Annotated in this window: 25 protein-coding genes; 6 read left to right on the forward strand and 19 right to left on the reverse strand. The window is 41.0% G+C overall.

Annotation, left to right across the window (positions count from 1 at the left end; genetic code table 11):
- Positions 1-27: 27 nt before the first annotated feature.
- The 5 genes from AY601_RS09890 to AY601_RS09910 form a co-directional block, all read right to left on the reverse strand.
- Positions 28-1,356, reverse strand: a complete 1,329-nt coding sequence (locus AY601_RS09890; RefSeq protein ID WP_068399981.1) for an MvaI/BcnI family restriction endonuclease — start codon at positions 1,354-1,356, stop codon at positions 28-30.
- Between the two features lie 2 nt (positions 1,357-1,358).
- Entirely contained in the window at positions 1,359-2,597 is a 1,239-nt protein-coding gene (gene dcm / locus AY601_RS09895; protein ID WP_068407389.1) for a DNA (cytosine-5-)-methyltransferase, read from the reverse strand.
- 178 nt (positions 2,598-2,775) lie between these two features.
- Complete coding sequence (locus AY601_RS09900) at positions 2,776-3,195, reverse strand: very short patch repair endonuclease (RefSeq protein ID WP_068399984.1); 420 nt, start codon at positions 3,193-3,195, stop codon at positions 2,776-2,778.
- Between the two features lie 710 nt (positions 3,196-3,905).
- A complete protein-coding gene (locus AY601_RS09905; RefSeq protein ID WP_068399987.1) occupies positions 3,906-4,190 on the reverse strand; it encodes an IS110 family transposase in 285 nt (94 codons plus the stop codon).
- Positions 4,183-4,410 carry a hypothetical protein gene (locus AY601_RS09910; RefSeq protein WP_068399990.1) on the reverse strand — a complete coding sequence of 76 codons (228 nt, stop codon included), beginning with the start codon at positions 4,408-4,410 and terminating at the stop codon, positions 4,183-4,185. Before AY601_RS09910 ends, AY601_RS09905 begins: the two co-directional genes overlap by 8 nt.
- Before the next feature lie 257 nt (positions 4,411-4,667).
- Here AY601_RS09910 and AY601_RS09915 point away from each other — a divergent pair, with 257 nt between their 5' ends.
- From AY601_RS09915 to AY601_RS09925, 3 genes are read left to right on the forward strand one after another with little or no spacing between them, the layout of a single operon-like run.
- Positions 4,668-5,687: a hypothetical protein gene (locus tag AY601_RS09915; protein ID WP_157287822.1), complete on the forward strand. Its 1,020-nt coding sequence runs from the start codon at positions 4,668-4,670 to the stop codon at positions 5,685-5,687.
- A complete protein-coding gene (locus AY601_RS09920) occupies positions 5,671-7,191 on the forward strand; it encodes an LA2681 family HEPN domain-containing protein (RefSeq protein ID WP_068399996.1) in 1,521 nt (506 codons plus the stop codon). The genes AY601_RS09915 and AY601_RS09920 overlap by 17 nt, the downstream gene beginning before the upstream one ends.
- A gap of 15 nt (positions 7,192-7,206) precedes the next feature.
- Positions 7,207-8,109, forward strand: coding sequence for a hypothetical protein (locus AY601_RS09925; protein WP_068399998.1), 903 nt, complete (start codon positions 7,207-7,209; stop codon positions 8,107-8,109).
- Here the strand turns inward: AY601_RS09925 and AY601_RS09930 are convergent.
- Together AY601_RS09930 and AY601_RS25625 are read right to left on the reverse strand one after the other, a co-directional pair.
- Positions 8,096-8,263, reverse strand: coding sequence for a hypothetical protein (locus AY601_RS09930; RefSeq protein WP_157287824.1), 168 nt, complete (start codon positions 8,261-8,263; stop codon positions 8,096-8,098). The genes AY601_RS09925 and AY601_RS09930 overlap by 14 nt on opposite strands.
- A 549-nt stretch (positions 8,264-8,812) precedes the next feature.
- Positions 8,813-8,974 (reverse strand): hypothetical protein, encoded by a 162-nt coding sequence (locus AY601_RS25625; protein WP_157287826.1) that lies wholly within the window; start codon positions 8,972-8,974, stop codon positions 8,813-8,815.
- Positions 8,975-9,197: 223 nt separating this feature from the next.
- Here AY601_RS25625 and AY601_RS09940 point away from each other — a divergent pair, with 223 nt between their 5' ends.
- The 3 genes from AY601_RS09940 (at position 9,198) to AY601_RS09960 (ending at position 12,033) form a co-directional block, all read left to right on the forward strand.
- Positions 9,198-9,449, forward strand: coding sequence for a hypothetical protein (locus tag AY601_RS09940; protein WP_068400007.1), 252 nt, complete (start codon positions 9,198-9,200; stop codon positions 9,447-9,449).
- A gap of 412 nt (positions 9,450-9,861) precedes the next feature.
- Complete coding sequence (locus AY601_RS25630) at positions 9,862-10,059, forward strand: hypothetical protein (RefSeq protein WP_157287828.1); 198 nt, start codon at positions 9,862-9,864, stop codon at positions 10,057-10,059.
- A gap of 642 nt (positions 10,060-10,701) precedes the next feature.
- Positions 10,702-12,033, forward strand: a complete 1,332-nt coding sequence (locus tag AY601_RS09960; protein WP_157287830.1) for a hypothetical protein — start codon at positions 10,702-10,704, stop codon at positions 12,031-12,033.
- A gap of 21 nt (positions 12,034-12,054) precedes the next feature.
- On the opposite strand, the gene AY601_RS09965 is transcribed toward AY601_RS09960, so the two are convergent.
- From AY601_RS09965 to AY601_RS10035, 12 genes are all read right to left on the reverse strand, one after another.
- Positions 12,055-12,966, reverse strand: a complete 912-nt coding sequence (locus AY601_RS09965; protein WP_068400030.1) for a DUF5677 domain-containing protein — start codon at positions 12,964-12,966, stop codon at positions 12,055-12,057.
- Positions 12,967-12,977: 11 nt separating this feature from the next.
- The gene (locus tag AY601_RS09970; protein WP_068400033.1) at positions 12,978-13,778 is read right to left on the reverse strand and encodes a DUF5677 domain-containing protein; all 801 of its coding nucleotides are present in this window, start codon (positions 13,776-13,778) and stop codon (positions 12,978-12,980) included.
- Positions 13,779-14,187: 409 nt separating this feature from the next.
- Positions 14,188-15,000, reverse strand: a complete 813-nt coding sequence (locus tag AY601_RS09975) for a hypothetical protein (protein ID WP_068400036.1) — start codon at positions 14,998-15,000, stop codon at positions 14,188-14,190.
- 524 nt (positions 15,001-15,524) lie between these two features.
- Positions 15,525-17,078, reverse strand: coding sequence for an IS66 family transposase (gene tnpC / locus AY601_RS09980; protein WP_068400039.1), 1,554 nt, complete (start codon positions 17,076-17,078; stop codon positions 15,525-15,527).
- A gap of 178 nt (positions 17,079-17,256) precedes the next feature.
- Entirely contained in the window at positions 17,257-17,613 is a 357-nt protein-coding gene (gene tnpB, locus AY601_RS09985; RefSeq protein ID WP_068400042.1) for an IS66 family insertion sequence element accessory protein TnpB, read from the reverse strand.
- Complete coding sequence (gene tnpA / locus AY601_RS09990; protein WP_157287832.1) at positions 17,613-17,915, reverse strand: IS66 family insertion sequence element accessory protein TnpA; 303 nt, start codon at positions 17,913-17,915, stop codon at positions 17,613-17,615. The genes tnpB and tnpA overlap by 1 nt, the downstream gene beginning before the upstream one ends.
- Before the next feature lie 90 nt (positions 17,916-18,005).
- A complete protein-coding gene (locus AY601_RS09995) occupies positions 18,006-18,308 on the reverse strand; it encodes a hypothetical protein (RefSeq protein WP_068400050.1) in 303 nt (100 codons plus the stop codon).
- Positions 18,305-18,634 carry a nucleotide pyrophosphohydrolase gene (locus AY601_RS10000; protein ID WP_068400053.1) on the reverse strand — a complete coding sequence of 110 codons (330 nt, stop codon included), beginning with the start codon at positions 18,632-18,634 and terminating at the stop codon, positions 18,305-18,307. Before AY601_RS10000 ends, AY601_RS09995 begins: the two co-directional genes overlap by 4 nt.
- A gap of 975 nt (positions 18,635-19,609) precedes the next feature.
- Positions 19,610-19,948: a DUF4280 domain-containing protein gene (locus tag AY601_RS10015; RefSeq protein ID WP_068400062.1), complete on the reverse strand. Its 339-nt coding sequence runs from the start codon at positions 19,946-19,948 to the stop codon at positions 19,610-19,612.
- The gene (locus AY601_RS10020; protein ID WP_068400065.1) at positions 19,929-20,732 is read right to left on the reverse strand and encodes a hypothetical protein; all 804 of its coding nucleotides are present in this window, start codon (positions 20,730-20,732) and stop codon (positions 19,929-19,931) included. The genes AY601_RS10015 and AY601_RS10020 overlap by 20 nt, the downstream gene beginning before the upstream one ends.
- A gap of 4 nt (positions 20,733-20,736) precedes the next feature.
- Complete coding sequence (locus AY601_RS10025; RefSeq protein WP_068400068.1) at positions 20,737-20,988, reverse strand: hypothetical protein; 252 nt, start codon at positions 20,986-20,988, stop codon at positions 20,737-20,739.
- A gap of 761 nt (positions 20,989-21,749) precedes the next feature.
- Positions 21,750-23,603, reverse strand: a complete 1,854-nt coding sequence (locus tag AY601_RS10035) for a RagB/SusD family nutrient uptake outer membrane protein (RefSeq protein ID WP_068400073.1) — start codon at positions 23,601-23,603, stop codon at positions 21,750-21,752.
- Positions 23,604-23,605 lie beyond the last annotated feature (2 nt).

The raw sequence follows: 23,605 nt of genomic DNA on the forward strand, positions 1-23,605 counted from the left end.
AGTGGTCTATCGCCCTTTATTTACGAGTTAATTTCCGAAAATATTTAGATCATCGACCAAGTGAACTATTTCATTCTCTCTATACAAGTGCGGAAGGTATTGTGATTTTATCCTGAACTGACTTCTCTTTTTTATTTTTGGATTAGTAGAAGCATTTTCCATTTTAATACCTGGATCATAATAAATATTACCCATAGCCATTTGTGCTAAAAAAAGATGAAAATCGGTTCCCCTTCCAAGAATTGCATGTTCACCATATTTATAAGATTTCAAATTGGTCACATCAGAAATTGAGGGAATATAACACGCTTGATTATGTTTTCTATTCCAATGCAATAGCATTGAAGAAAAGTCCCATGAGGCAGTATCATTTCCATTAGAATCTATTAAAGCAATCTTACCTGTGGCATTTCTTATTTTCCCTGACTCAATATCAAAACCATCAATTACCAATGTCAAATTAGTTAACGGATGTAATACCCCTACTTTATGGATTCCACCAAAATTTATCCTATCGATACGTCCAGCTTTATCGTCATATCCATATGTTCTTAAAAATTTTTCCGCTCCATCGAGTTTGTATAAGCCATTTGTTGGTTCAGGGGTCATAAGAGTGATAATAGCACTACTTATTCTTGTAAAATTTGCAACTCCAAACTGCTTAATCTCCCACCCCAGATAATCTGGTTCTGAATAGCCATTGGGTGTAATCCCTAATTCGGCTTCAAGAGTATACCCACCACAATTAGACGCCTCACATGGCAAAATATTTCCAAACCGATCTAATCTCTTAGATCGTATCCAACCTAATTGATTGATTCTTAATAATTCTCTAAGTAGTTTTATTCTGTTACTATTTTCATCTGTCAATTCCAGTACTCTAAAGACCCCATAAACGAGAGGTGATTTTAATGAATTAACTTCATTTGCAAGTTGGGAATCTGGTGCAGTAACATAACCGATAACACGATTCTCATCCGTCACCGAAAAGAAAAACAACCTATCGGGTAGCCTTTGCTTCATAAGTTCGCTTGGCGCGTTTCGGCATCCTTTTAAAAATCCAGAAAATCTTACCTCAGGATATTTGGGGTATAAAATTAATTGGGAATTTGGTGCTAAATCCAACTCCCCATCGTCCAATATCCATGAAAAATCTAGTGATGCCTTAAAACGTTCCTTCTTCCACTCTCCTGCATCTTCAGCAATTATATTAATTACTGGTAGAATATTTAGAAATTCAAAGCTTCCAGCAAAATATACCTGGTTTTTGGAATTGTCATTGGGTGCTAAATTTTTAACATAGATCTTTTTACAACCATTATCAGAAAAAATGCTTTTAAGTCTATCAAGAGTCATACTTATAACTGCTTAGTAAGTTGCTTTCCAATAGCCTGAATTAATGGCATTACTACTGAATTGCCAAATTGCCTATAAGCCTGATTGTCTGAAACCGTAATTTTCAAACTTTTAGTTTTGTCATTGGTGTTTATCGGATAAATAGGATAGCCTTGTAATGCAGCTGCTTCATGAGGAATTAATCTTCTAGGGTTTTTACCCGACTGGGCAATTAAAATTTCTGCTCCATCTTTATAATATCGGGCACTTATAGTACGACTAATACTTTCAGGATTGGCTAATCCGAATCCAAATCCATTACCTTTTTCTTTATGCTTCTTTGCATATTCTTGAAGGTAATTCCATAACTTATCACTTAAGGTATACTTTGGATCGACATCAGACTGTAGAATGGTCTTTAACATTTGAGGTTCTGTAGGGATTTCGACTTTACTAAAGTCAAATTTCACATCATCGCCATAAACACTTTTATCGAAACCAACCATTAAAGTTCTTTCTCTATGCTGAGGAACAAAATGCTTACCATCAATAACTTTATGATCAAAGGAGTAGTTTAGAGCTTCTAAAGTTTCTTTAATAACTTTAAAAGTTTGTTTTTTATCATGTGATACAAGATTTTTAACGTTTTCAAGAAAAAATGCCTTTGGCCTGTGCTTTTCTATAATGTCAGCAATGTGAAAAAATAAATTCCCTTGTTTTTCGTCTGCGAAACCATGTAGTCTTCCAAGGCTTATTTTTTTTGAAACCCCCGCAATTGAAAAGGGCTGACAAGGAAAACCTCCACAAATAACATCAAATTTCTGCGGTATATATTGCTTTACATGATCCTTAGTAATATCACCAAATGGATATTCGCCATAATTTGCAAAATATGTTTGCCTCGAATATTTATCCCATTCAGAAGTAAAAACACATTGTCCTCCAAGATTTTGAAGTGCCATCCTAAAACCACCAATCCCTGCAAATAAATCTATAAATGTGAATAACTCTTTTCCTTTCTCAGGACCAGGGAACGGCACATTCGTATTATCGAACATCTTTGTTTGTACTGCATTATATAAGTTCTCTACTCCCGGTTCGTGCACTGAATTAACAAATTTTTCTGCTACAGAAACAGCTTCACCGTAAATTGGCTCATTTGTAGAATGATAATGGGTTAAAAGGGCCAAATCCTGATCATCAGGATATGTAGGTTTTACAATTTTCTTATTTTTACTCTTAATAACTATTTTCTCTTCCATTCTTAATCCAAGCATTTGTGCAACAAACTAACAAAATTAAATGATAAGTGTCTATTAAAATCTTTCAACATGGGACAGTATTGAGGTATGGGTAGTTATTGAAAGAAGAATCGAGCCAACAACATACTAATATTATTAGCAAATATACGTTTTGATTTTGATTCTCAGGAATATTTATTTAATGACTTCTTAATGTTGCTATTAATGAGCTAAATACAAAATCAACAGTATTCTTTTTTAGTTCGCATTCCCAAATTACAATAATGTTCCATCCAGATTCTTTCAATAGCAGAATAGATTCAGCATCATTTTTAATATTTCTATTAATTTTGTTCAACCACCATTCAGTCCGCGTTTTAGGTATTACATAATACCGACATCCTTCATGGCCATGCCAGAAACATCCATTGATAAATATTACTGTTTTATATTTTGGCAGAACGATATCAGGTTTACCAGGTAAATCTTTAACATGCAATCTATATCTAAAGCCTTGACTATGAAGGAACTTACGTACATATAGCTCAGGTTTGGTGTCCTTGCTACGTATTTTACTCATATTATATGAGCGGATTTCTTTAGAATGTACATCTGCCATAATGATTATAAACGTGCTTGTATAAATTTTGTTTCTATTTAAAAATTAAATCATCTCATAAAAACGAACTGTAGATTTTAAATAATTTATAAAACTAACCAACCCATTATCCATTTACACAATTAATTACAGTTACAGTTTTTCTGATAAACCCATCCACAAAAAAACCTTCTATTCTTTTAAAACTAGTGAAAGGGGCATTAAATTACATTATAGATGAGGCAAGCCCGTATATATACAAAGGCTTTGGTATCGCCGCATCTGGATTAGGAAGGAAAGCTTTGATCACAACTGAATGGATATCCTAACTGAATAAGTTCAATAACAGACCAGATAAATATTTGCAGAGTAGCACATATATAAGAGAGCTAAGCTTTTTTGGAAAATTTAATAAGGTCGCAGGAAAAACATTAGGTATTGCTGCCAAAAATTTAAATAGATTTGGGCCTATAATGACGTATTATGAAATATTAAGCGTCAACTCGCCTAACATGATTACGGTAGAATCAATACAAGATGAGACTAAAAAACAGCTGACCCGTTTATGTAATAATCCTCTATCTTATCGATAATGAAGTTAAACTTTCGTATTCAATCACAATTTATTTAATTATAGTATTTGTAATAGGCTATGTTTTCTCAAATCTTGGATCTATTCGTGAGCACACATTAGGATTCATATTCTATCTCACTCTTATAGTGATTGCCTTTTATTTCTTCTTATCAAGATTTAGTGTTTTATTTACTTTATCATCAACTTTTGGCAAGGCTAAAAATGATTCCTGAACATTTAGGAGCATGCATAACTGCTTTTTGAACTGTCGAAATAACATAGGCTTTTGACGTAGTTTTTGTATTGTTAAACTCGGTAATTTATAAATAGGAGGCCTCATTTTTTCTCCATAAAGGGCAATTAACTTAGCATCCAGGTTATCTGTTTTTGTAACATTTAGCATCATTTTCGAAAAATGATTGATCTGTTTAGGATTAACCATAGAGACGGGCTATTTGTGCCTCTTGGAGCATATAAACTAAAAGATTAATGTAAGTGCCTGTGGCTTCAAGGATACAATAGTAAGCGTCAGAACCAGGCGAGGTAATGAACTTTTTAATACCTTTACTATCGTTTTGAAAAACCTCCAAACGATAACTGTTTTCTGTGGGATAAGCAACTGTAAAACTGAGTTTGCTTACGTCAATTCCAATACATTTCATAACTTAGATTTAGAATTAAAGTAACATCTTTAGAACTATCGTCGTAAATGCGGATTCAAAGATCCATCGAACTATCCAGTTTTAAGATGGAAGAAAGCGCGTGGCGGAACGTCTTGTGCGGTATCCAACTACCAACGAGACAGCTGCCTTAACCACGCTTTCTTCAAATCTACAAAATCATATTATTTTTGATAAATCAAACATATGACGAGACACTCCACTGATAGTTTACCTTTTTAATCTATAATATGCCAGCCATGAAAAATTTTACAGCCCCCAGGGGAATTTTCTCCTTAAGCATACCAGTCGAATGGCAGTATATCAATGTAGCCGGCGGAATGGAGGAAAAGTCGCCATATTGTTTTCAGCACTATCAGGAATCCAAAAGCGCTTTCCAGATCAGTTGTTATCCCAAGCCGGCCAAATGGAACAACAGGATACCCGATCAACAGACCAATACCGATCACCTTCAATTCGAGCAGGCGCGTACGTATGATGAGGAATTTAACATCCATCTTTGGTTTGCGAACGTGGAAGGCCATTATTTCATGGCCAAGTTTATTTATGATGCTGAGCGGGCACAGACCGCTGAGGTCGCCGCAGAGCTTGGCCAAGTGACTCATGCACTTTCCACCCTGCAGTTTTTGACCGGCGTGGCACGTGTAGTTACCATGGAGCTTGACATTTATGATAAATTTATCGCCTCACTGGCCGCATCCTTTGATCTGCGCAGCAGGGCATTTGAAAACATGGCGCTGATCGAACTGGTGATCATTATCGCAAACCAGATCGATGCCTACTTAAGGATGAGCATTGTGCTACATAAACAGCTAAGGGACCAGACCGAACGGATTGAAGTCGGGCTGCTCAGACAGGAAAAAGGAGACCGACCGATATTCGAAAAGCAAATTTACAGCATGGCGGCAGATCTGGAAATTATCAGTAGTGAGCTTCGGGACAGTCTTTTTTCACTGTATTCAGAACGCAATAAGGTGGTACACCGCTATATCATTTCCGAGTTCAACACCCGGAACCTGACGCATATCGTTTATGAATATGACCAGGTCTGCGAAAAAGTGCGGTTGAGGCTCAAATACTTTGAAGATCTGCAGGTCACGCAAAAGGCAGGTATTTATGCCCACAAAAACCCTAGCGGAATGCCTGACGCAATGGCAATGGACATCCTTTTTGCGCAGGTGAATGATAAACATTTGGACAAGAGTCTTTTCAGAAAGATCAATCCGGAAAAACAGCTCATAAATGAAAAAAAAGAATAAAGGAATCATGTCCGTGGATGACGGAAATCCCATCAGCATTACTGAAAGTATTGCCCTTATTGGCCAATACTTTGATTATGCCTTAGATAATGGTGATCCTTCTTATATCACCAGGGGTATTGCGCTGGCTGAAAAGATCAATGAGGCAAATTGCACTCAGCAGGAGCTGATTACCCTGCATTATTTTCTCTCCAATGGCTGGTTTTCCTTGCAGGGCTTTCAGCAAGTGCACCTAGATGCGGATTTGACACTCGGTCGGATGGAGATGACCAGAGGATTGTTTCACCTGCGGCGTTGCATTGCCTTTCCGGGTTTTCAGAACACACAAGCAGAACTTCAATGTCAGGCGTACACCAATCTGGGCAATCACTTTTCTCATGTGGGTCAGTTTATAGAGGCCATCCAATACTGGCGCAAGGCTTTGGAAATCATTCCATATTTCCCGATGGCTATGGGAAATATGGGCATGGGTTTGTACCGTTATGCTTCAGCACAGCATCTGGATACCCACAGGGATATTTTTGTCCACCAGGCCTACCAATGGCTAAAAGATGGGTATTCGCTTAGAAAATTTATCCATCCCTCTGCGGCAGGAGAATTTAGGAGTTTGCTTAGGGCGATCGAGAAAAACTGGCCGGAGGAGTTCTTGACCAGGAAGATGGATTTTTCCTTTGCACTTGGTAAGCAGCGAAAGATAAAGGAATATCGGGAATGGGGTATCGCCAATGGCCTTTACCTGAATCCGCTGAACGATCTGGGCGCTCTTGAACTGGCTTCCCATGATTGCCTGCACCTGCCATCAATAACTGTCTCGCTGGATTCCAGGCCCAAATATCATTCACTTTATAACCAGCTCAAGCAGGAATATGGGACGGCTAGGTTCCTATTTTACGAGGGCACGCAGCTGCCTGCCCATTCGTATTCCGACAAGGATATCAAGCTGGTGGATACCCTGGACTACGCTGATTACTCTTTCAACCTAGAAAAGGTGAAGATTGCCTACCGGCTGATTTATTCTATATTTGATAAAATTGCATACTTTCTCAATGATTACCTCGCAATTGGCATCCCTATAAACCAGATCAGCTTTCGCGTACTCTGGCATGCAGACCGTAAGGGCGAAACCATTAGGCCACAATTTTCAGGAAGTTCGAACCTGGCGCTTAAAGCTTTGTACTGGCTGAGCAGGGATCTTTTTGACAAAGGGAGCAACCAGGAGCTTCTGGAACCTGAGGCCAAGGAACTTGCCGACATCCGTAACCACATCGAGCACCGTTCCTTTAAGATCAAGCAGTATGGCAACTGGGGCGAGATAGAGGACGGCTTTACTTTTGCAATAGGCCGGGAGGAGTTTGAACAGAAAACGCTCAAACAGCTGAAACTGGCCAGGGCTGCACTGATTTATCTCTCGCTGGCCATCCATGAGGAGGAAAAGCACCGGGTGAGAAAGGGACATACAATCCCCTATTATCTCCCTGATATGCGGCAGGATTATAAAATTTAAATGATAACTACGGACATGAACTATAACGAATACCATTTTAACTCTAAGCAGCTGGCGGAGATGGAAAATGAAGCGAATAAGATGATCCGGAACCAGCAGTACATCAAAGAATTTTTAGCGGATTTCATGGATGGTACCCGCAGCCTGGAAATACCGGCAGACTACATGACTTTTTTACTTTTACTGTTTAAGATTTATTTTAACCTGGATGTGGTTGCTGCATTATTGCCAGCGCTTAGGACGGGTGTCCGCCAGAAAATCAGCATCAATCTGCTTTTCCGCTCGGTTATGGATGATGTCATCAACCTGTATTACCTGCTAGGTACAGTGACTAGGGGCTCAGGCAGGCGGATTTCGCTGAAAAACGAACTCAATGTACTCCACAAGGAGTTTTTGATGAGCTGCGAGGAGATCATCCGTGCAGAGGCAAAGATCCAGGGATATGGTTATCATGATCAGCACTTCAAACAGTCCGAAAGCCCGGATGTAGAAGCAACACTGCTGGAAATGCGCGGGGAGAATCCCGAAGTTTATGATGATGGGAAAAACGAGTATCGGAAAAACAAGGATATCAGGACAACCAGTCTGGCTTCGCTAAAACCATTGTTTGAAATGACTGATTACGCCGGCTTTCTATCCGAAAAACAAAAAGTCCGGTTTATCGCCGCCAGGGGATTTAGCCACAGTGAAATGTTTACTTATCTGTTCAAGTATTTTTCCCAGTACCAGTACTATAGTCCAAAGGCGCATGAGTTCCACCTATCCGACGCCCTGTTGGATCTGAAATGCTACCGATGGGCGCTTATGGAAGTGCTCAATAGCATTGGAGAGATTAACCGGATACTCTCTCTGAATAATACCCGTGAAATGGAACAAAAGTTAAACAAAAAGATTCGGGCCAGCATTAATTGGGAGTAAATGACTCAGGAAGAAGTACACAAGAAAATCCGCCATCCTTTTTTGGCTGGATGTCGAGCTCATTCAAAAAGGACATCAGGTGAAGGTAACCGTCCAGGCAATGGTCGAGCTGTTGCTTGAGATATACAAAAAGATTGTCTAGCTCTTCATCCATTTGTACAACCACGGATTCATCATCCCCGGACCGGTCGAGAAACTTGCCGAAAAATTCATTGTCATAACCTTTTTGGTGCACAAAAAACTTTCTCCGTCCGTTGAATTTGGGGTAATCTTGTCTGGAAAATCAACCAGCCACTTTAGGTTTTCAGAATTCATCAGGTATGGATATTTTGAGCAGATATGTTCAAAGAGATGGTGAAAGTAAGTTCTTCCGGACAACTTGAGAATGACCTCGGGAAAAAAGCTGGAGAGATAATCCGAGATGCGCTGTCAATACTTGTAGATACTTTCAAAAGCGATGGGAATTTCGCGTTTAAACCTTGCATCTTCCAGGCGTCTGATCATAGACGAAGTGTTTTTTTCCATTGTGGTAGCGGTAACTGTATTTCAGCTGCAGAATATAGGGATGGTAAAGATAAAGCGATCCGGTACTTGATCTCCGCGGTAAGGGAGAACAGTTCGGTTTCGGCATAAAAGTAGTTTTTATCAGAGAGAGCCATCTTCATCTCGGTGAACACCTGCTTGAAACTTTTGTGTAGACAACCTACACGGTCCTTAATATGGCCGGATTGGACAAGGCAATAACGGAAATACCTTTGTAAGTATAATGATTATCGCCCAAAGTCTTCAGCTCTTCGCGCTGATAAATATCAAAAAGCAGGTTGTTGTAGCTGTCAATGATCGCACGTGGGTCTGTTTTCTTCATTGGGATAGGGACTGTATTTTTAATTGTTCAATTCTTTGGGACGGCAGCTTTTCCCTCAGGTTACGTTCGGGTTCATGAATGCAAAGGTTAAGAGTCGTGAAAACGGATTCCGCCTGCGGATTTTTTCGATCAGGACCTGCATCTGGACAGTGGAAAGTGCTTTATCTTCCCCATCCACGCATCTTTTAAAGGTCTTGTACTTAAGTATTTCCGCGGTTATGGGATGGCTTTTAGCGCGATCGGTAAACCAGCTGCCATGGATCATGAAATTGCGCTGGCCGATGAGCTCAGAGGTAAGGGCAAACAGCCTGTCCACATGGTCAAACTCCAAATCCCTGCCACCATACCGGATACTGAGGAGGCTCCTAAGCGTCTGCAAGATCGGGTATCCAGTCTGATCGGCGAGCAGCACATGGCCATATCTGACTTCTTTGAGCCCTTCCAGCATCATTATGGTGTAAATGGAGACTTTTAGGGTCAGTACGAGCCTTTCAAATTCGGTGACTAGGTGGCCCAAGCCATTCAAAAATATTATGTTTGTTTCCCGCGGTATTCTCCGTTAAGGTTGATATCTTAATAGCTCCAAGATAAGCAAAAAATAACCAATTAGACATTATCGCTTTTATGATCGTCATTGAAAAAGGAACCAAAACCGTACTTTCATCCAGGTTCCATTTAGCCAACAACATCTGCGCCTACCTATATGACCAGATCACTGAAATTCTCGATGCGCCCGAGTACGAAAAAATGGCCAATACCGACATCAATTTTAACGGCGATCCCGAACTCAGGTCTATCTTTGAACGAGAGATAGCCACCCCCTGGATATTCTGCAGCAGTTTGAGCGCAAGGCGGAACTGGAGCTGGTGGTGACCAAGCACCTAGTGATGTCGATGCTCTCGGATATGGTGAATTTCATTTACGAATCAATCATCATTGCCCAGAAGGGAAAGATGAGCGTCGCCTATTCCCTGATCCGCAAACCCTCTAAGGATCAGCTTTGCCTGCTTGAGCAGATCCTGGTAAACCAGGAAGAGTTTTTTCAGCGGTTTTCCATCATGGAGATTCCAGCGCCTATGATCTGAGTGCTCCAACGCTGGACAGACGGGAGATCATCAAAAAGGTATCTGCAAAGATCAAACTTCTGACCCTGCACGCAGACTTCATCTATGACATCCGTTATGACCGCTCCATTCAGTGGGGGCTGAGTGCTCTTTCGGACAAGGCGATCCATATCGTGACTTCCAATAAAAATTATAGAACGCCACATCAGGAAATGAATTTCATTTTTGTAACGCCGGAAGAGGTAGAGGACCTGCAAGAACATTATTATTTTTCGATGCCGCAGCTGATGATCTACACCACGGCCGTGATCGATGGTATCGTTTTCGGTGTCATCCCATATGACCGGAGCCTGAGGTTCGAAAAAGAGCTCAAACGGTTTCTGGCCTAGATCATGCTCATGGACCATCCCGGTGGCGTAGAGTCCAAAATGGCCTACCGCTTCCTTTTTTCGAACCTGAAGTCCACCTGCCCGATATGCGGCCATAGGAACCGCTATACCAAAAAGGATTTTATCGATTATTTTCTTGAGCATGCGTTCTACTGCAAAAAATGCTTCAACCCGGTGCCCCTGCCTGGGGAGTCGCTTGACTTTCTGGCGGATTTTTTCGATAAAAGTCCGGCCTCAAAAAGGGAATGATGGGGAATAAATCTTAATTTTAGGCATGACAAATTCAGCGCCCCAGCTCCAGGCCTATTCCATTCAGTTCTGTGGAATGTTCAACTTCAGTCCCATCCAGCGCGAAATGCTGAAGAAGCAGCCGATGTACCAAAAGGCGGTCATTACCGATCAAAGGGTGCGGAGCATCATTTCCAGGCAATATTATTCGGCGTTCCGGCCCTTCATCCTCAACGACTGCCCGGACAAAGAGTACATGGAACTGATTTCTGTTGCAAGCGTGGCTTTTCGAAGCTGCACGTTTGCGGATTACAAGCAGAACGGTCAGGCCATGCCTTCTCCTGTTTTTAATGTTCAAAAGGTTTCGATCACTTTCTATAACGAACAGTTCAGGACTGGCATTTACAGCTTTGAGATCAGGATCGTGGATGCGCAGGGGGCTGAGGTGCCACTGAATGTAGATGAACTCTCCCGCTTGGTCAAATTTGCGAGGGAGTTTGACAGCAAAATCATCGCCGGCGGGCAGACGATGAGCATTTCGGAATTTATTGAAAAAAAAATGCTCGTATTAAACAGCAATGGGGATTTTATTTCCATATCCGAGCAGCAGGGTTCCGTGTATTATAACGGTTCCAAACTTAAAACCTGGATCACGGCGGATTTGGCAAATTTTCCCGCGGGTTATGAACCTGACCATGCGCTTTTTGAGCTGGGTACTTCAGCTCCATACCTATCGGCGAGTACCGCCGGTGACTTCCGTCCGAGCCAGTTATACTTTGATTCGATCATCGGCGATAAGATCAGTGTATTTGACAATTGGTCGGCGCTCTGTCTGCACGATAGTTTCATACTGCTGGCTAGCAATTACCTGCTGCAGGGGGAAATCGTTTGGCGGGATACTTATCTGAAGATCTATAAATTTAACCTGTACTGCAAATTCTATCTATTCAAAGTAAACTCTCAGGTGACCACTAAGGGAAAACTCTCGGTTACCAGAACTGAGCTTGCCCGTTTTTTAAACCTATACAATATGGAAATGATCTCCTATAACTTTCTTCCCAATCTGATCTTTGCCAACATCAAGGAAGCTTTGGGGATCCATGGGGAATCCATAGCGCTTATGGAAAAAATCGAGAACAGCTCAAAGATCTTCAGGGAAGAAAGCGATAGGCTCCTGAATATACTCCTGGCTATTATCGCCTTTACCAGCCTAGTTTCGGTGATGGGCGATTTCAGTGCGCTGGTAGCCAAGCTGTACGGCAATCCGAACCCTTCAATGGATGCGCAACAGAGTAATACTTGGATTGCGCTTTTGGTACTTTTGGCACTGATCATTTTTGTGACCGGCCGTTATTTTTTGCGTAAACGCAAGCTTTAACTCACCGCATTCCGTATGCATTTATAGCAGGCTTTGGTAAAACGGGCTAAAGGCAAGGTACCATTCAGCCACATCGATTTCACGATGTGGCATGCGATGGCTGATATATGCCCTATAGGCAATCAGACCAAGTGAACAGGCAAATTGGGTAACGGTTTTGGTGTCGGTGAGCAAACGGATCTGGGAAATGGTGAAGTGTCCGTCCTCCATGCCGAATTTTCCCTTGAGAATATCTTCACCATGGATGGATCCCGACCAGCCCCGGTAGAGCACTTCATAAAAACCCTGATGACTGAGTTTTTCGGCAAGCTGTTCGATGGTCGGCGGACCACCAAATAACTGATACCAAGCAGGATTTCGTATACCAGAAGCTATGGTGCGCTGGTATTCGGCCTCGACTTTTTCATACAGGGGATGGGCAATGAGGTTTTTTAGGTTTTCCCTGTGTGCAGGTAGGCCGGCAATGGTCGGTGGCAGCATGTCATCGGGTAGTGACCGGTCTGCCCGGAGTTTGCGGCGAAGCTGTTTAAACTGCTCTTTTCCGGGCGTAAGCTTCTCGGTGAGCTTGTTTTCACTGTGGTAATTGCAAATCAGAAAGGCCAGCCCGTTTCGCTCTATCTCTCCCTGGAACATAAATTCCAGGTTCAGTACCGATTCGAGCACCACACGGAGCAGGCTTTTGCAGGGATCAATCGAACCGGCCCGGACCAGTACCGAAATGGCATCGAGGTTTTCCAAAATGTTGCGGAAGATCATCAGCTGGGGAATTATCTCATCTCCCCCATCAGTGGCATCAAGTCCCCAGCTCAGCACATGTGTGCCGTAGTTAACAAGCTCATCTATTCCTTGTGAATAGTTATTTAATGTGTTCTTTTCCAACGAATCAAGGTGATCCAAGCCGGGATGGAGCTCAAAAACAGGCTTAGTGTTCATGCCATTCTTTTTTAGTTATTACTGTATTTGATGGCATAGCGCTCTTTCAGCTCCTCATCCACCAGAAGTTCCAGCCTTTCCCGCTTGGTAAAATAACGGAAGGATAGCTCGATGGTGTTATAGGCGTAAAGGATGACCTCTTCGATCGCTTTCAGGTTATGATCATCGTCCTCTCTGGTCAGTTCCCTTTCAAATGTTGCATTGGAATAATGTACAAATTCGGAGGTATCCTTCCAGGAATAATAGGCACGTTGGCTGAGCTTACTGAGTTCAAAATCCGTGATGCTTGTGGCAATTTCGGTTAAGGTTTTGAACCGTTTAAAACGGAACCTGTCTTTATCGAAAAAGAAAACTTCGTTTTCCGCTCGGTGCTTAAAGTTTTCGATTAATGCTTCAAACTCTTCAATGGTTTGGTAGTAGGGATACTTGCCTTCAAAATGTTTGTGGTTGGAATCCACAAGGATGCGAAGGGCAAGAAATGCTTGTCGGTGTACATCAGCATTGAGGGCTATTATAGCTTCCTGTTCATCCACATCGAGCTTGAAGTAAAAAACATGAAGGAAATCGTCCAGCAGACAGCGGCAGAGTACAAAAACACCGGTAATGTTGTGATGGGTCGTATGTTCAAGCAGCGTGGCAATATCGTTGAGCAGAATCACCTGGCGTCTGATCATGCCCAGGTAATAGTCCTGAAGAAGCTGTTTTTCAGGGCACCGACCAGCGAGCTGGGCAAGGTTCTCATCGCCATAAGCGGCAACTTTTCGGGCTTCGACAATGATGCTTGGCAGGTCGATGTCTTTTATTTCTTTCATTTCCGAGCGGTTTATATTCGGGATTTAACAGATTTCGTAACAGCATTAGTTCAGGTTACCTGAGCTGCAATTTAATAATTTAGGCCCAATGAATTGCTGGAAGTAGGCTATGACTTTATTTTTTTGGGATGTCTTCGGCAAAATCGAAATAAACATCAGTTTGCAATTATGAGTATGACTTAAACACTTCGTTTCTCCAAGATAAATATAACTGACAAATTTGGCGTTTATTTCCAGTTCGCAGTCTCCCCCTCCCACTTTACTCCCTACTAACCTAGTCTGATAGAAACCTATACGAAAAACATTAAGACTAAAAGTCCTGGGGTCGGTCGTGGCGGCACTTGGCTTAATTCAATCTCATTTCTTATTCAAATGTTTGATCCGGAAATGGGACAAGGATGTAATGGGGTTAAAAAACAGTTTTGATAGTCTTATCAACGCCTGCAATCAAATCTTCAACATCTTCGGCTGTGGGCTCACTTGCTTTGCTGTGGCTGCATTTGTTCCTAAGGTCGCCAAGAAGCTGGATGGACCGCCATTGCGGAGTATCGATCACGCCGCTTTTCTTAAGGGCTTCATTGAGGTCATTGATTGATGGGTTTTTCTTTATCGCGATTTTACGGTCGGAAATAACCTGAAAAAGGTGTTTTTCGAGCACGACACCAGCAACTGCGCCTGCTGCACGTGCAAATTTGTGTTTTAATAGTTCTTTTGCAACAGCAAGTTCCGAATCCAGAAAATCCGCATGTACCAGCTGACGGATATCAAAAAGGGTACTTTCAAAGCGTCCCTTGATGGACCGCAGAATGCTGAGCTGCTGTTGGAACTGGGGGATGGCGGCAGACACGCTTACACTGGTGGCATTGGTGTAGCTCGAATTTCTGAAATTACCCTGTAGATAATCTTCAATGGTATAATTTTCAAATTCCAAAAGCTTTCTGCCTTTTGGCTTTTCGTAATATTTGATGAAGTCCTGAAGGCGGTCGGGTAAGATCTGTTTGATTAAAACAATCGATTCAGAATACCAGCGCTGATAGGTGGTTTTGAAGTTGGGCAATTGTTTGATATATTCAGCGACTTCTTCATCAGATTTCATGGTTGATTTGAGATGTTCAATCGTCTCTTTTGGGAAAACGGAATTTTGCATGGTATAAAACAGGTCTTTGCCAAGCTTGAGCAGTTTATCCAGGTCTGATTTATATCTATCGATATTTGATGCCATTTGAGAGTGTTTTTTTTTGCAAAGATAAAAGAAAGAGGTTAAAATAGATGATTTTGGATCTATTTTTGATTAAAAAATAGCATTAAGTTATAGGATTACCGGTCCCCACCCGATTTACTAGCAATACCGAATTGTCCGAATGTTGGTGGTCGATAAAAAACCGCATGAGATTCTCTTTGACATTCTGTTCAAACCGCTCGGAACTAATCAGGTAGATGCCCACCAGAAACTCTTTGAGAGTGCCCACGGAGATGAAAATGGGCAGATCAACTTTTTCAAATTAACTGATGATCGAGGTGCACTTTGATTCGCTGAGCTTAATGGCTGAAAGTCCTACTGGATGATCACCGTCATAGAACACCGTACTATTATCCTGTAGGTAGTACATATAATTACCTACCTGTACGCTTGGATGTAACACAGATTTATTACCTCCTCCTACCCAAGTTACAACATAATCACTATCGTAATCTGTTAATGCGCAGTATGCATACGGGCTATGCCCTCCACTATTCTATAACTGTTTACATCTGGGAGTTTTTCCAGCGTTGCGGCATGAGATCGCTATATTTCCCTTCATATTCTGGGTCATTGATTTTGTAAAGCACATCAGTTATCCAATTTTGCGGATATACACCATGCTTTTTGCAGGTAGCAAAGAGCGAATATACCATAGCTGCATTCTGGGCTGTATCATGTGTTCCGCTGAACAAGTGGTTACGCCGACCAAGCGCGATTGGTCTCATGGCATTCTCAATACTATTGGTGTCTAATTGTAAATGGCCATGTAAAGTATAATAATGCATATTGTCCCAAAGTTTAAGTGCATATGCCATAGCCTTTCCAATCGGACTTTTGGGCAATACTTTAGGATACTCTGCTATCATCCACAGCTTCATTCTTTCTAATATCGGTTTCACTTCTTTGAGCCTTAGTTGTACAATGGCATCCTCTGCCATAGCCGGTGATGCCTCCCTAATATGCTTTTCTATCGCATACATTGCTGCGATCTCCTGGACAGCGTGTTTTGCCCTGGGCAGGTCGTTATCAGCAGACTCGTCGAATTTTCGGCGGATATGACACATGCAGAAAAGCTGTTTTACCCGCTCATTTCCTGCCAATGCCGTTCCATATGCCGGGTATCCGTCAGTTTGCAGTACACCATGGAAGTCCTGCAACATCTTTTTTGGATGCACATGTTCACGGCTATTACAGTATTGAAAGAAGAGCAATCCCGAGGGTGGGGAATGAAAAGCCCACATATAACCGTTATGACAACTGCCTTTTTTGCCTCCCTGAAGCACCTTATAAGTAGTTTCATCAGACTGCAGGTATAAACTTCCCAGTACTTCTTTTTTTAACGCATTATAAATAGGCTGAAGTGCTTTGCAGACTACCGTCACATTATCTGATAAGGTGGAAGCTGATATGGGAATGCCTTCCCTGGCAAACATTTGCCGGATCCGGTACAATGGTAGGTGATAAATATATTTGCTGATCAAAAGAAAAGCCAGTACAGATTCGTCGAACAGACCTCTTTTTACTGTTCTTGAGGGAGCAAGTGCTTCCAGAATACCCGGCTTGGTGACATCGTGGCTATCTTTAAGTGCCCATTTGCGACGAATGATACATTTCACCCACATCCTGATCGGTTCGATAACCAGTACCTCAGTCTGCTCACTACCGATGAGTTTGTAATCACTTAAATCGCCTTGTGGATCAATGATCACTTCCCTGCGTTCCAGGTGGGCAGGCAACACCATACGTTTTGCTGTCCGTGGTGCCTTGTCTTCTTTCTGCCCAGCTTTGATCTCTTTGCCCAACTCCTCTGCTGCCTGTTCTACCACCGCTACGGGCGCTTCCAGGGTGAATAGCTCCATCTGACCGGGGAGGGCAAGTTTAACGCGGTTATCAGCGCTGATGCCGAACAGCTGCCTGCGCAACTTGTCCAGACTGGCCATTAACTCTGCCCGCTGCTGATCCCAGGAGTTTTTTTCAAACGCATAGTTTCTTTCCAGTACGGCTTTCTCGCGCTGGCTGTCCTCATATAGCTTTTTATAGTCGATCACTTCTCCCACAGCACAAAAATAACAACCCTGGAATAAAGTGCAATAACAGAACAGATTTTGTTCTCCACCCCAGCTGAACCAGTATTGTGGAAAACCTTTGAAAACAGTAGCCTACTGCCCAAAAGATATCTTTAAAATGGCACAGAAGTGCTCCGTTATGACACGAGCTAATTCCGCTATGGAAAACTTAACCCTGCCCAGCCAGCGAATATCTTTTGCGCCGACGAACACTGTCCAGCCGGATGCCCCGCAAGATCAGCAGCAGGGCTTCGCTACTTAAACGGATACTGTCCTGGCTGGTACCAGAAGGCAGTTCATAGGTGCCACGTTCCAGACGTTTCTGGTAAAGGGCAAAACCATCCCCTTCAAAGTGGAGCAGCTTGACCTGATTACGTCTGCGGTTGAAAAAGATATAAATATCACCGCTCAGCGGATCCCGCTCAAGTTCTCTGCGCACGATCCCACTCAAGGAGTCCATGCCGCAACGGAAATCGGTAATCCCCCGGTAAATGTAATAATGATAGGCTGATGAAAGGGAAAGCATCAGCCCAGAAGTTCCTTAATAAAACTAACCTCAATGGTCTGGTAAAAACTGATCCGGTGACCATTTTTATGGCTGATTTCGAAAATAGGCATGCCTGAAGGCGCTACTTCTACAGCGACAAAGCCGGAAGCTGATGGTGTGATGGGCTTGGCCTCACTGCGTAGTTTGCGCACCCAGTAGTTAAACTTGAAAAAAGATAGGCCCTCAGAATTGCAATAACCTATCTGACTCTGTCCGCTAGCCTCCCAGTTGCAATAATGAGCATACATTTGTGCGTGTAAATTGTTTCTTGTCGTATCCATTCTCTAATTTTTATGTCTGGAACAAAATTAAAAAGGGATACTATACGATCATAGATGGCTCTGGGCGGATGCATACAATGCGCATTTCTCTCATTGTTTGAGTTCGATAATTACAGCATTCCGTTTTTGATATTTGTCTTTACCGCAAATGATCACATCAATACGTTTTCCACTTAAAGGGAGCTTGTATTCAACCATTATACCCTGATCAGTAAGATTTGCACGCTCTAATATATCAGACAGGCGAAAAAGAGAATTCCTCCACGACATGACCTCATTAATCTGTGCTTTGTAGCCAAATTGCTTTAAGAATTCAGTCTCCAGTAAACCTGCAATTTGATTATTTACATTAAGTGCGATGAAGTTCGTTGACGAACCAGCGTATAACCTCATAGTTCGTTATATTTTTTAGATGTTCCTTTGGCTTTATCTACAGGATATTTCTCTGCATTTTTCAGGACTTTATTGGAAACGATTTCGTTAATATCCAGATTGTACTTTTCAGCAAGCAAGATTGCATACGCAAATACATCAGCCAATTCATCTTTGATTTTCTCTACATCCGCTTCTTCCGATTTCTTCCATAGAAAAAGTTCATTTAACTCAGACACTTCTATAGATAGTGCTAAAGCTAAATCTTTAGGGTTATGAAACCGCTCCCAATCTCTCTCATTCCTGAATTCTACTAAAATATTCTTTAAATCTTCCCAATTTTTCATTCCTTATTAAAATATTTTGAAAAATAAGTAAAGTTTGTGAGTAATTAGATGCTTTGGAGGAATCCATTATATTTCGTTCAAATTTAATTATGAACACCAGTTCATTGCTATTTTTGATGTAAGGGTTAAGATCTAATACACTAACCCCAAATTTCATTTACACAGTTTAATGGATACTGCCTCTTATTGCTTTAATATAACATCAGTGTACTAGTTGATTTAGACCGGCATCCTTAATGAAATGAATTAAGTTTTGCTTCTGGCAATCATCTAAACTGTCAACCCTTTTAACAACCTGCGGAAACACCTTTTTGTACATCCCATTATGTTTACCTACAAATATGAAATTACTCAACTTTAAGCTATCGAAAGCGGCCAGTTCTTTAAAAATTGGAATATTTTTTTTAAACCTTGGGACATCATTAATCAAATGGCAGTAACGACATTCACCAAGCTTTAATATAACAGCTTCGCCCTTTGATAAATCTAGTCTACAGGTGTCATTTTTAGTATACGTGACATCCTTAATATGCTTTGATTCCTGACTGTTACAAGAGGACAAAAACAAACAAATTGTGAAACTACCTAAACTTAGCCTTATTATATTTGAAACCATTGGATTTATCGTTTAAAAAGGTTCTCAATTGATTAACCATATTATTCCCCGGATTTGAATAAGATCCTTTTGTCATATCTCTTATATCATACATAATAAACTTGTTCATTATTGCTCTTTCATTATTCGTGACATTGCTCCCCACTTTACCAAGATGATACATTAGCCTATTTTCAAGGCCGTTATCTTCTAGATCAGGAAGACCTAAAGTATGAAAAAATTCATGTACGCCTATTAGATAGTGACCTCTCCCCGTAAAACCGGACTTTTGTAAAGTAAAGATTTGTTTTAAAAAGTCAATATTTTTGAATGAAGTCTTTGCAATAAGGTCGCTTTCAGTTATAATTCACAACGATAATCTACGATGCATCGTGTTTTTCATTATGCCCTTTGTGTTGCACCACTATTTTACCACCAACAGCACATTGGCAAGTGGAAGCTTCAGTTAGTATCTTAAAACCATTAATCTCATCTTTTGAAGTAGGATTACCCCATTTTATAATTGAAGGCACACATTTACTTCTTGTAACAGCACAGATCCCAAAATTAGGTACATTGACTTCTGCTTGTTTATCTTCTTCAGTAGCTATCAATTTATCCTCAGCATGACAAAAATCTTGACTACTAACCTTTAGCTTACTCGGTTTTACTTCTTTATCGCATTGCACTAATGCACCTTCAGTAATTTTTTGCGCCATGATTATTCAAGTAAGCTACTCCAAAAACCTTTATCTCCGTTGTCTGTCCCATTTTGCCACCCTTATTTACACCTACTTTCCTGGCGCCACTTAGTTTTTTATCATAAATCGTCTTATGTTCTCCATGCTTTCCAAATGTTTGTATTACCCGAAGTATATCTCCTGTTTTACCATCTATATCTATTGAGTAGTTACCAACAGTACCTTCATATTCTCCTGTATACTTTACAGTCCAGGTACATACTTTTGTTGATTGGTCGTAGAATCGGTCAATTGTGGTACTGTAGGCATACAAATCAGCTTTCCTCTCTTCGCAAAATTTAGCAATATCTTCAAAAGTTATGATGAAAGGCTTATCCGTATCTGTGGTTTTAATTAGATTGCCCTTTTCATCGTAGTCAGTCCAAATACCTAATTCAGTAGTATTTTTAAATGTTTGTCCTTTTGTCTTTAAATTACCTGACGGATCAAATACTAAATTAGTAGTAAACAAAGACTTTTTTTTAGTAATGTCTCTCATGTATTCATGATTATTAAGTCCTGTATACTCTTCTACCACACTCCCATCTTCTAAAGTATATTTATAATTTTGAGACTCATCTTTATGGGCATCAAATTTTTTTATGTCAAAGTGTTCCATTTTTTTATTCTTTAGTAATTGGCTGTATGAGTGTTGTTTGACTAAATTGCTGTGTTTTACGGGTTGCGGTTTTTTCGTCTTCTCGCTTTGGGCATCACAACTATTCAGTATGAAGGCTAAACCGATAAAAATAATGTATTTCATATGCTTATATTTTAGTTGCTTTAAGCCATATTCGGCTCCATTGCCAATGATATAGTGTATTAACTGGTATTACAACAGGATTCGATGGAATGTCTGAATAATCCATGATGTTATCTGTTTTATTTATTTCAAAGGTGAATTCGCTGTCATTATCGAAGGTATGATATAAACCCATGGCATGTAAGGTTTCGTGCGAAACCTTGCTATCAGCAAATCCCCTTGCGTAAACAAGCACTGTACGGGTATCGTTATCCATTATTAATCAACAAGATGTAACTATAACAACAAATCAAATGTTACATATTTAATTTAGTTTTATGGTGCTCGGATTAATTACAGTGTAGCGTCAAAATCAATATACAAAAGCTTTATTTAGCTGAGGTTTGGCGATTGATAATAATGACATTCAATTTGGTACTAATGTTTACTAATGAATATTTTCACAACGGCAGAGTGAATTTTGGCGTAATAAAATATTCTTCTTGTAAATTTATTATTTTAATCGCCGAACTAAAGCAGGTTCTGAAAATAATACGTTCAGAAGCTAATATTATTCGATCTGTTCCTGTTGCTGAGTTAAATAGGATTCAATTATTAAATACAGACGATAATGCAAATTTCACCGGTTCTATGATGATGTATTGCTCTGGCAGAAGAATCTATACATCAGCCGAATACAAGAATAGCTACGGGTCAATGAAAGTATAAACTCAACAAACATAGCAAAAAGAGCATCTAAATGATATAAAAAGACAAGGGGTGGCAAAATCAAAGTATGTTTTATTTAACAAAAATTCTTCACAAAACAATAGCGTATCATCCGTGGTGTCCCCCAGTTATGAACCTGGCAGAATTATATAGCATGGGATGTTTTAAGTGTATGACTAAGTTTTTCGGCTCAGATGCAGGGACTGCTAGTAATGTTGTACCCCTCTTAAAAATCGAACTGTAAAAGTTACGAATTTTCGCATCTTTTACAGTTCGATATTAGGAGTTACAGGAGGGTTACACTGGCAACTACCATCCATAATTTTGTACAAGATTTGGATCCTTATCAATCTCCGTTTGAGGTATAGGCATTAGATAATGCTTATCGGCAAATACACGATTCTGTAGCGTTACCGTTTTGTAGAATACTGCTACGCCAGCTGCTTCACTACTCTCGTTGAGGCCTGTAGCTTGTAATTCAGCTGCAGACGGGCGTGCATTTAAGCCGAATGCGGGTGCATTATCTACGGCTTCAGCAATCATCCATCGTCTTACATCCCAAAAACGGTGGCTTTCAAAAGCAAGCTCAACCCGGCGCTCATTCTGTATACGCTTGCGCATACCTGCTTTTGTTTGATCATCAGGCAGGATAGGCAGCCCAGGCATCGATACTCGTGCACGAACCTGGTTAAGATATTGGTAAACCGATTGATCTGGTGTATCACGGTATTCGTTCATCGCTTCGGCATAGTTCAGATAGATCTCTGCAAGGCGGAAAATAGGGAAATTTCTTGTTCCTGTACCTGAATTAGCATTGCGGTCATAAGCAGGCGATAAAAACTTCCTTATGTTATATCCCCATGGGTTAGTACCCGGCTTACCAGTAGCCCAGCCATCGGTGATTCCGTTACCCGATCCGAACCATGCCAATCTTACAGGGCGTTTTGTAGCATCAAAGCGCCAAACATCATACTGAAAAAAAATACTTGCATAAAAACGCGGATCGCGGTCTTTATACATGTTTGAGATATTAGTTACATCCTGAAATTTAAGGCCATCCCAAAGTTGTCCGTTCCAGAAACCTGAGGTGGTATAGCCTGAGCCTGTAATATTAATAGGATAACCATTTTTCATTTCATAAGCATCAATCAGCTGCTGTAACGGAGTCAACTTACCATTTCCTTTAAATGGGGCTCCGTTAGGTAGATAATTACCATCTATGTCTGTAGAGTTACCTATAATTCTTGGCAGGATAGTCTCTGAGTAATCGCGGGTGTAAAATTGCGCAGCATAGTTTTGTACAGGATTACTTGGGTTAGGGCTATACAGGCTATAAATATTCAAGTCTATTACGGCCTTTGCAGCATCCGCAGCTTGTTTCCATTTTTCTCTATCGTATGATGGATTGAAAAGGGATTTGCCATCTTTATTCCTTATACCTGCATAAAGTGGGTTTCCATTAAACAGCGGACTGGCAGCATATAAAAGTGTCCTTGCTTTTAAAGCCAATGCGGCACCTTTAGTAATACGTCCGGTTTGCGCGGCATCCTGGGTAGAAGGTAAAACCGCAGCAATCGCATCACATTCAGTACTAATGAAATTTACTACTTCATCTACAGCGTTACGCGCTACCTGTGTATCTTCCAGTTTATCAGGATTTACATCTTTGGCGGTGGTAATTAAAGGCACAGCACCATAGCGCTTAAATAATTCAAAGTAGAATTGTGCACGCACAAAACGGGCTTCGGCTTTATATCGCGGTTTCCAGATAGCGTAGTAGCTCTCTCTATCAAGCGGTACAGGCACTCCATCAATCCGAGCAATGAAAATATTTGCGCGCCTGATGTCCTGGTATTTGCCAGACCAGTTGCCCAGTGGGTTATCATTAACACTCCAGCTGCCCAGGTTATATTTATAGGCATCTATGGCCTCGCCATTATCAAACCAATGGTGATAGCTTTCATCAGTGGCGGCAGTATAGTAGGCTGTTAGCTCGTTTGGTAAGGCATTGTAAAGACGGGCAAGCGCTTGTTCAGCCAGATTGATATTGTTAAAAACATCATTTTCGCTGGAGTATTCGGAAGGTACCACATCCAGGTATTTTTTGCAGGACGTGTTGCTAATTAATAATGTTGCTAAAAGTAAAGTATATATCTTTTTCATGG

Source organism: Pedobacter cryoconitis, from assembly GCF_001590605.1.
GTDB lineage: Bacteria > Bacteroidota > Bacteroidia > Sphingobacteriales > Sphingobacteriaceae > Pedobacter > Pedobacter cryoconitis_A.

Excerpts from the sequence above, each read along its gene's own strand:
- AY601_RS09965 (WP_068400030.1), bottom strand. The coding sequence starts at position 12,966 with ATGAACACTAAGCCTGTTTTTGAGCTCCATCCCGGCTTGGATCACCTT.
- dcm (WP_068407389.1), bottom strand. The coding sequence starts at position 2,597 with ATGGAAGAGAAAATAGTTATTAAGAGTAAAAATAAGAAAATTGTAAAA.
- AY601_RS09995 (WP_068400050.1), bottom strand. The coding sequence starts at position 18,308 with ATGAGGTTATACGCTGGTTCGTCAACGAACTTCATCGCACTTAATGTA.
- AY601_RS25625 (WP_157287826.1), bottom strand. The coding sequence starts at position 8,974 with ATGAAGAAAACAGACCCACGTGCGATCATTGACAGCTACAACAACCTG.
- AY601_RS09910 (WP_068399990.1), bottom strand. The coding sequence starts at position 4,410 with ATGAAATGTATTGGAATTGACGTAAGCAAACTCAGTTTTACAGTTGCT.
- AY601_RS10000 (WP_068400053.1), bottom strand. The coding sequence starts at position 18,634 with ATGAAAAATTGGGAAGATTTAAAGAATATTTTAGTAGAATTCAGGAAT.
- AY601_RS09905 (WP_068399987.1), bottom strand. The coding sequence starts at position 4,190 with ATGGTTAATCCTAAACAGATCAATCATTTTTCGAAAATGATGCTAAAT.
- AY601_RS10020 (WP_068400065.1), bottom strand. The coding sequence starts at position 20,732 with ATGAAATACATTATTTTTATCGGTTTAGCCTTCATACTGAATAGTTGT.
- AY601_RS10035 (WP_068400073.1), bottom strand. The coding sequence starts at position 23,603 with ATGAAAAAGATATATACTTTACTTTTAGCAACATTATTAATTAGCAAC.
- AY601_RS25630 (WP_157287828.1), top strand. The coding sequence starts at position 9,862 with ATGTCGATGCTCTCGGATATGGTGAATTTCATTTACGAATCAATCATC.
- AY601_RS09890 (WP_068399981.1), bottom strand. The coding sequence starts at position 1,356 with ATGACTCTTGATAGACTTAAAAGCATTTTTTCTGATAATGGTTGTAAA.
- AY601_RS09920 (WP_068399996.1), top strand. The coding sequence starts at position 5,671 with ATGAAAAAAAAGAATAAAGGAATCATGTCCGTGGATGACGGAAATCCC.
- AY601_RS09960 (WP_157287830.1), top strand. The coding sequence starts at position 10,702 with ATGACAAATTCAGCGCCCCAGCTCCAGGCCTATTCCATTCAGTTCTGT.
- tnpB (WP_068400042.1), bottom strand. The coding sequence starts at position 17,613 with ATGCTTTCCCTTTCATCAGCCTATCATTATTACATTTACCGGGGGATT.
- AY601_RS09925 (WP_068399998.1), top strand. The coding sequence starts at position 7,207 with ATGAACTATAACGAATACCATTTTAACTCTAAGCAGCTGGCGGAGATG.
- AY601_RS09915 (WP_157287822.1), top strand. The coding sequence starts at position 4,668 with ATGAAAAATTTTACAGCCCCCAGGGGAATTTTCTCCTTAAGCATACCA.
- AY601_RS09975 (WP_068400036.1), bottom strand. The coding sequence starts at position 15,000 with ATGGCATCAAATATCGATAGATATAAATCAGACCTGGATAAACTGCTC.
- tnpA (WP_157287832.1), bottom strand. The coding sequence starts at position 17,915 with ATGGATACGACAAGAAACAATTTACACGCACAAATGTATGCTCATTAT.
- AY601_RS09940 (WP_068400007.1), top strand. The coding sequence starts at position 9,198 with ATGGCTTTTAGCGCGATCGGTAAACCAGCTGCCATGGATCATGAAATT.
- AY601_RS10025 (WP_068400068.1), bottom strand. The coding sequence starts at position 20,988 with ATGGATAACGATACCCGTACAGTGCTTGTTTACGCAAGGGGATTTGCT.
- AY601_RS09970 (WP_068400033.1), bottom strand. The coding sequence starts at position 13,778 with ATGAAAGAAATAAAAGACATCGACCTGCCAAGCATCATTGTCGAAGCC.
- AY601_RS09900 (WP_068399984.1), bottom strand. The coding sequence starts at position 3,195 with ATGGCAGATGTACATTCTAAAGAAATCCGCTCATATAATATGAGTAAA.
- AY601_RS10015 (WP_068400062.1), bottom strand. The coding sequence starts at position 19,948 with ATGGCGCAAAAAATTACTGAAGGTGCATTAGTGCAATGCGATAAAGAA.
- AY601_RS09930 (WP_157287824.1), bottom strand. The coding sequence starts at position 8,263 with ATGGATGAAGAGCTAGACAATCTTTTTGTATATCTCAAGCAACAGCTC.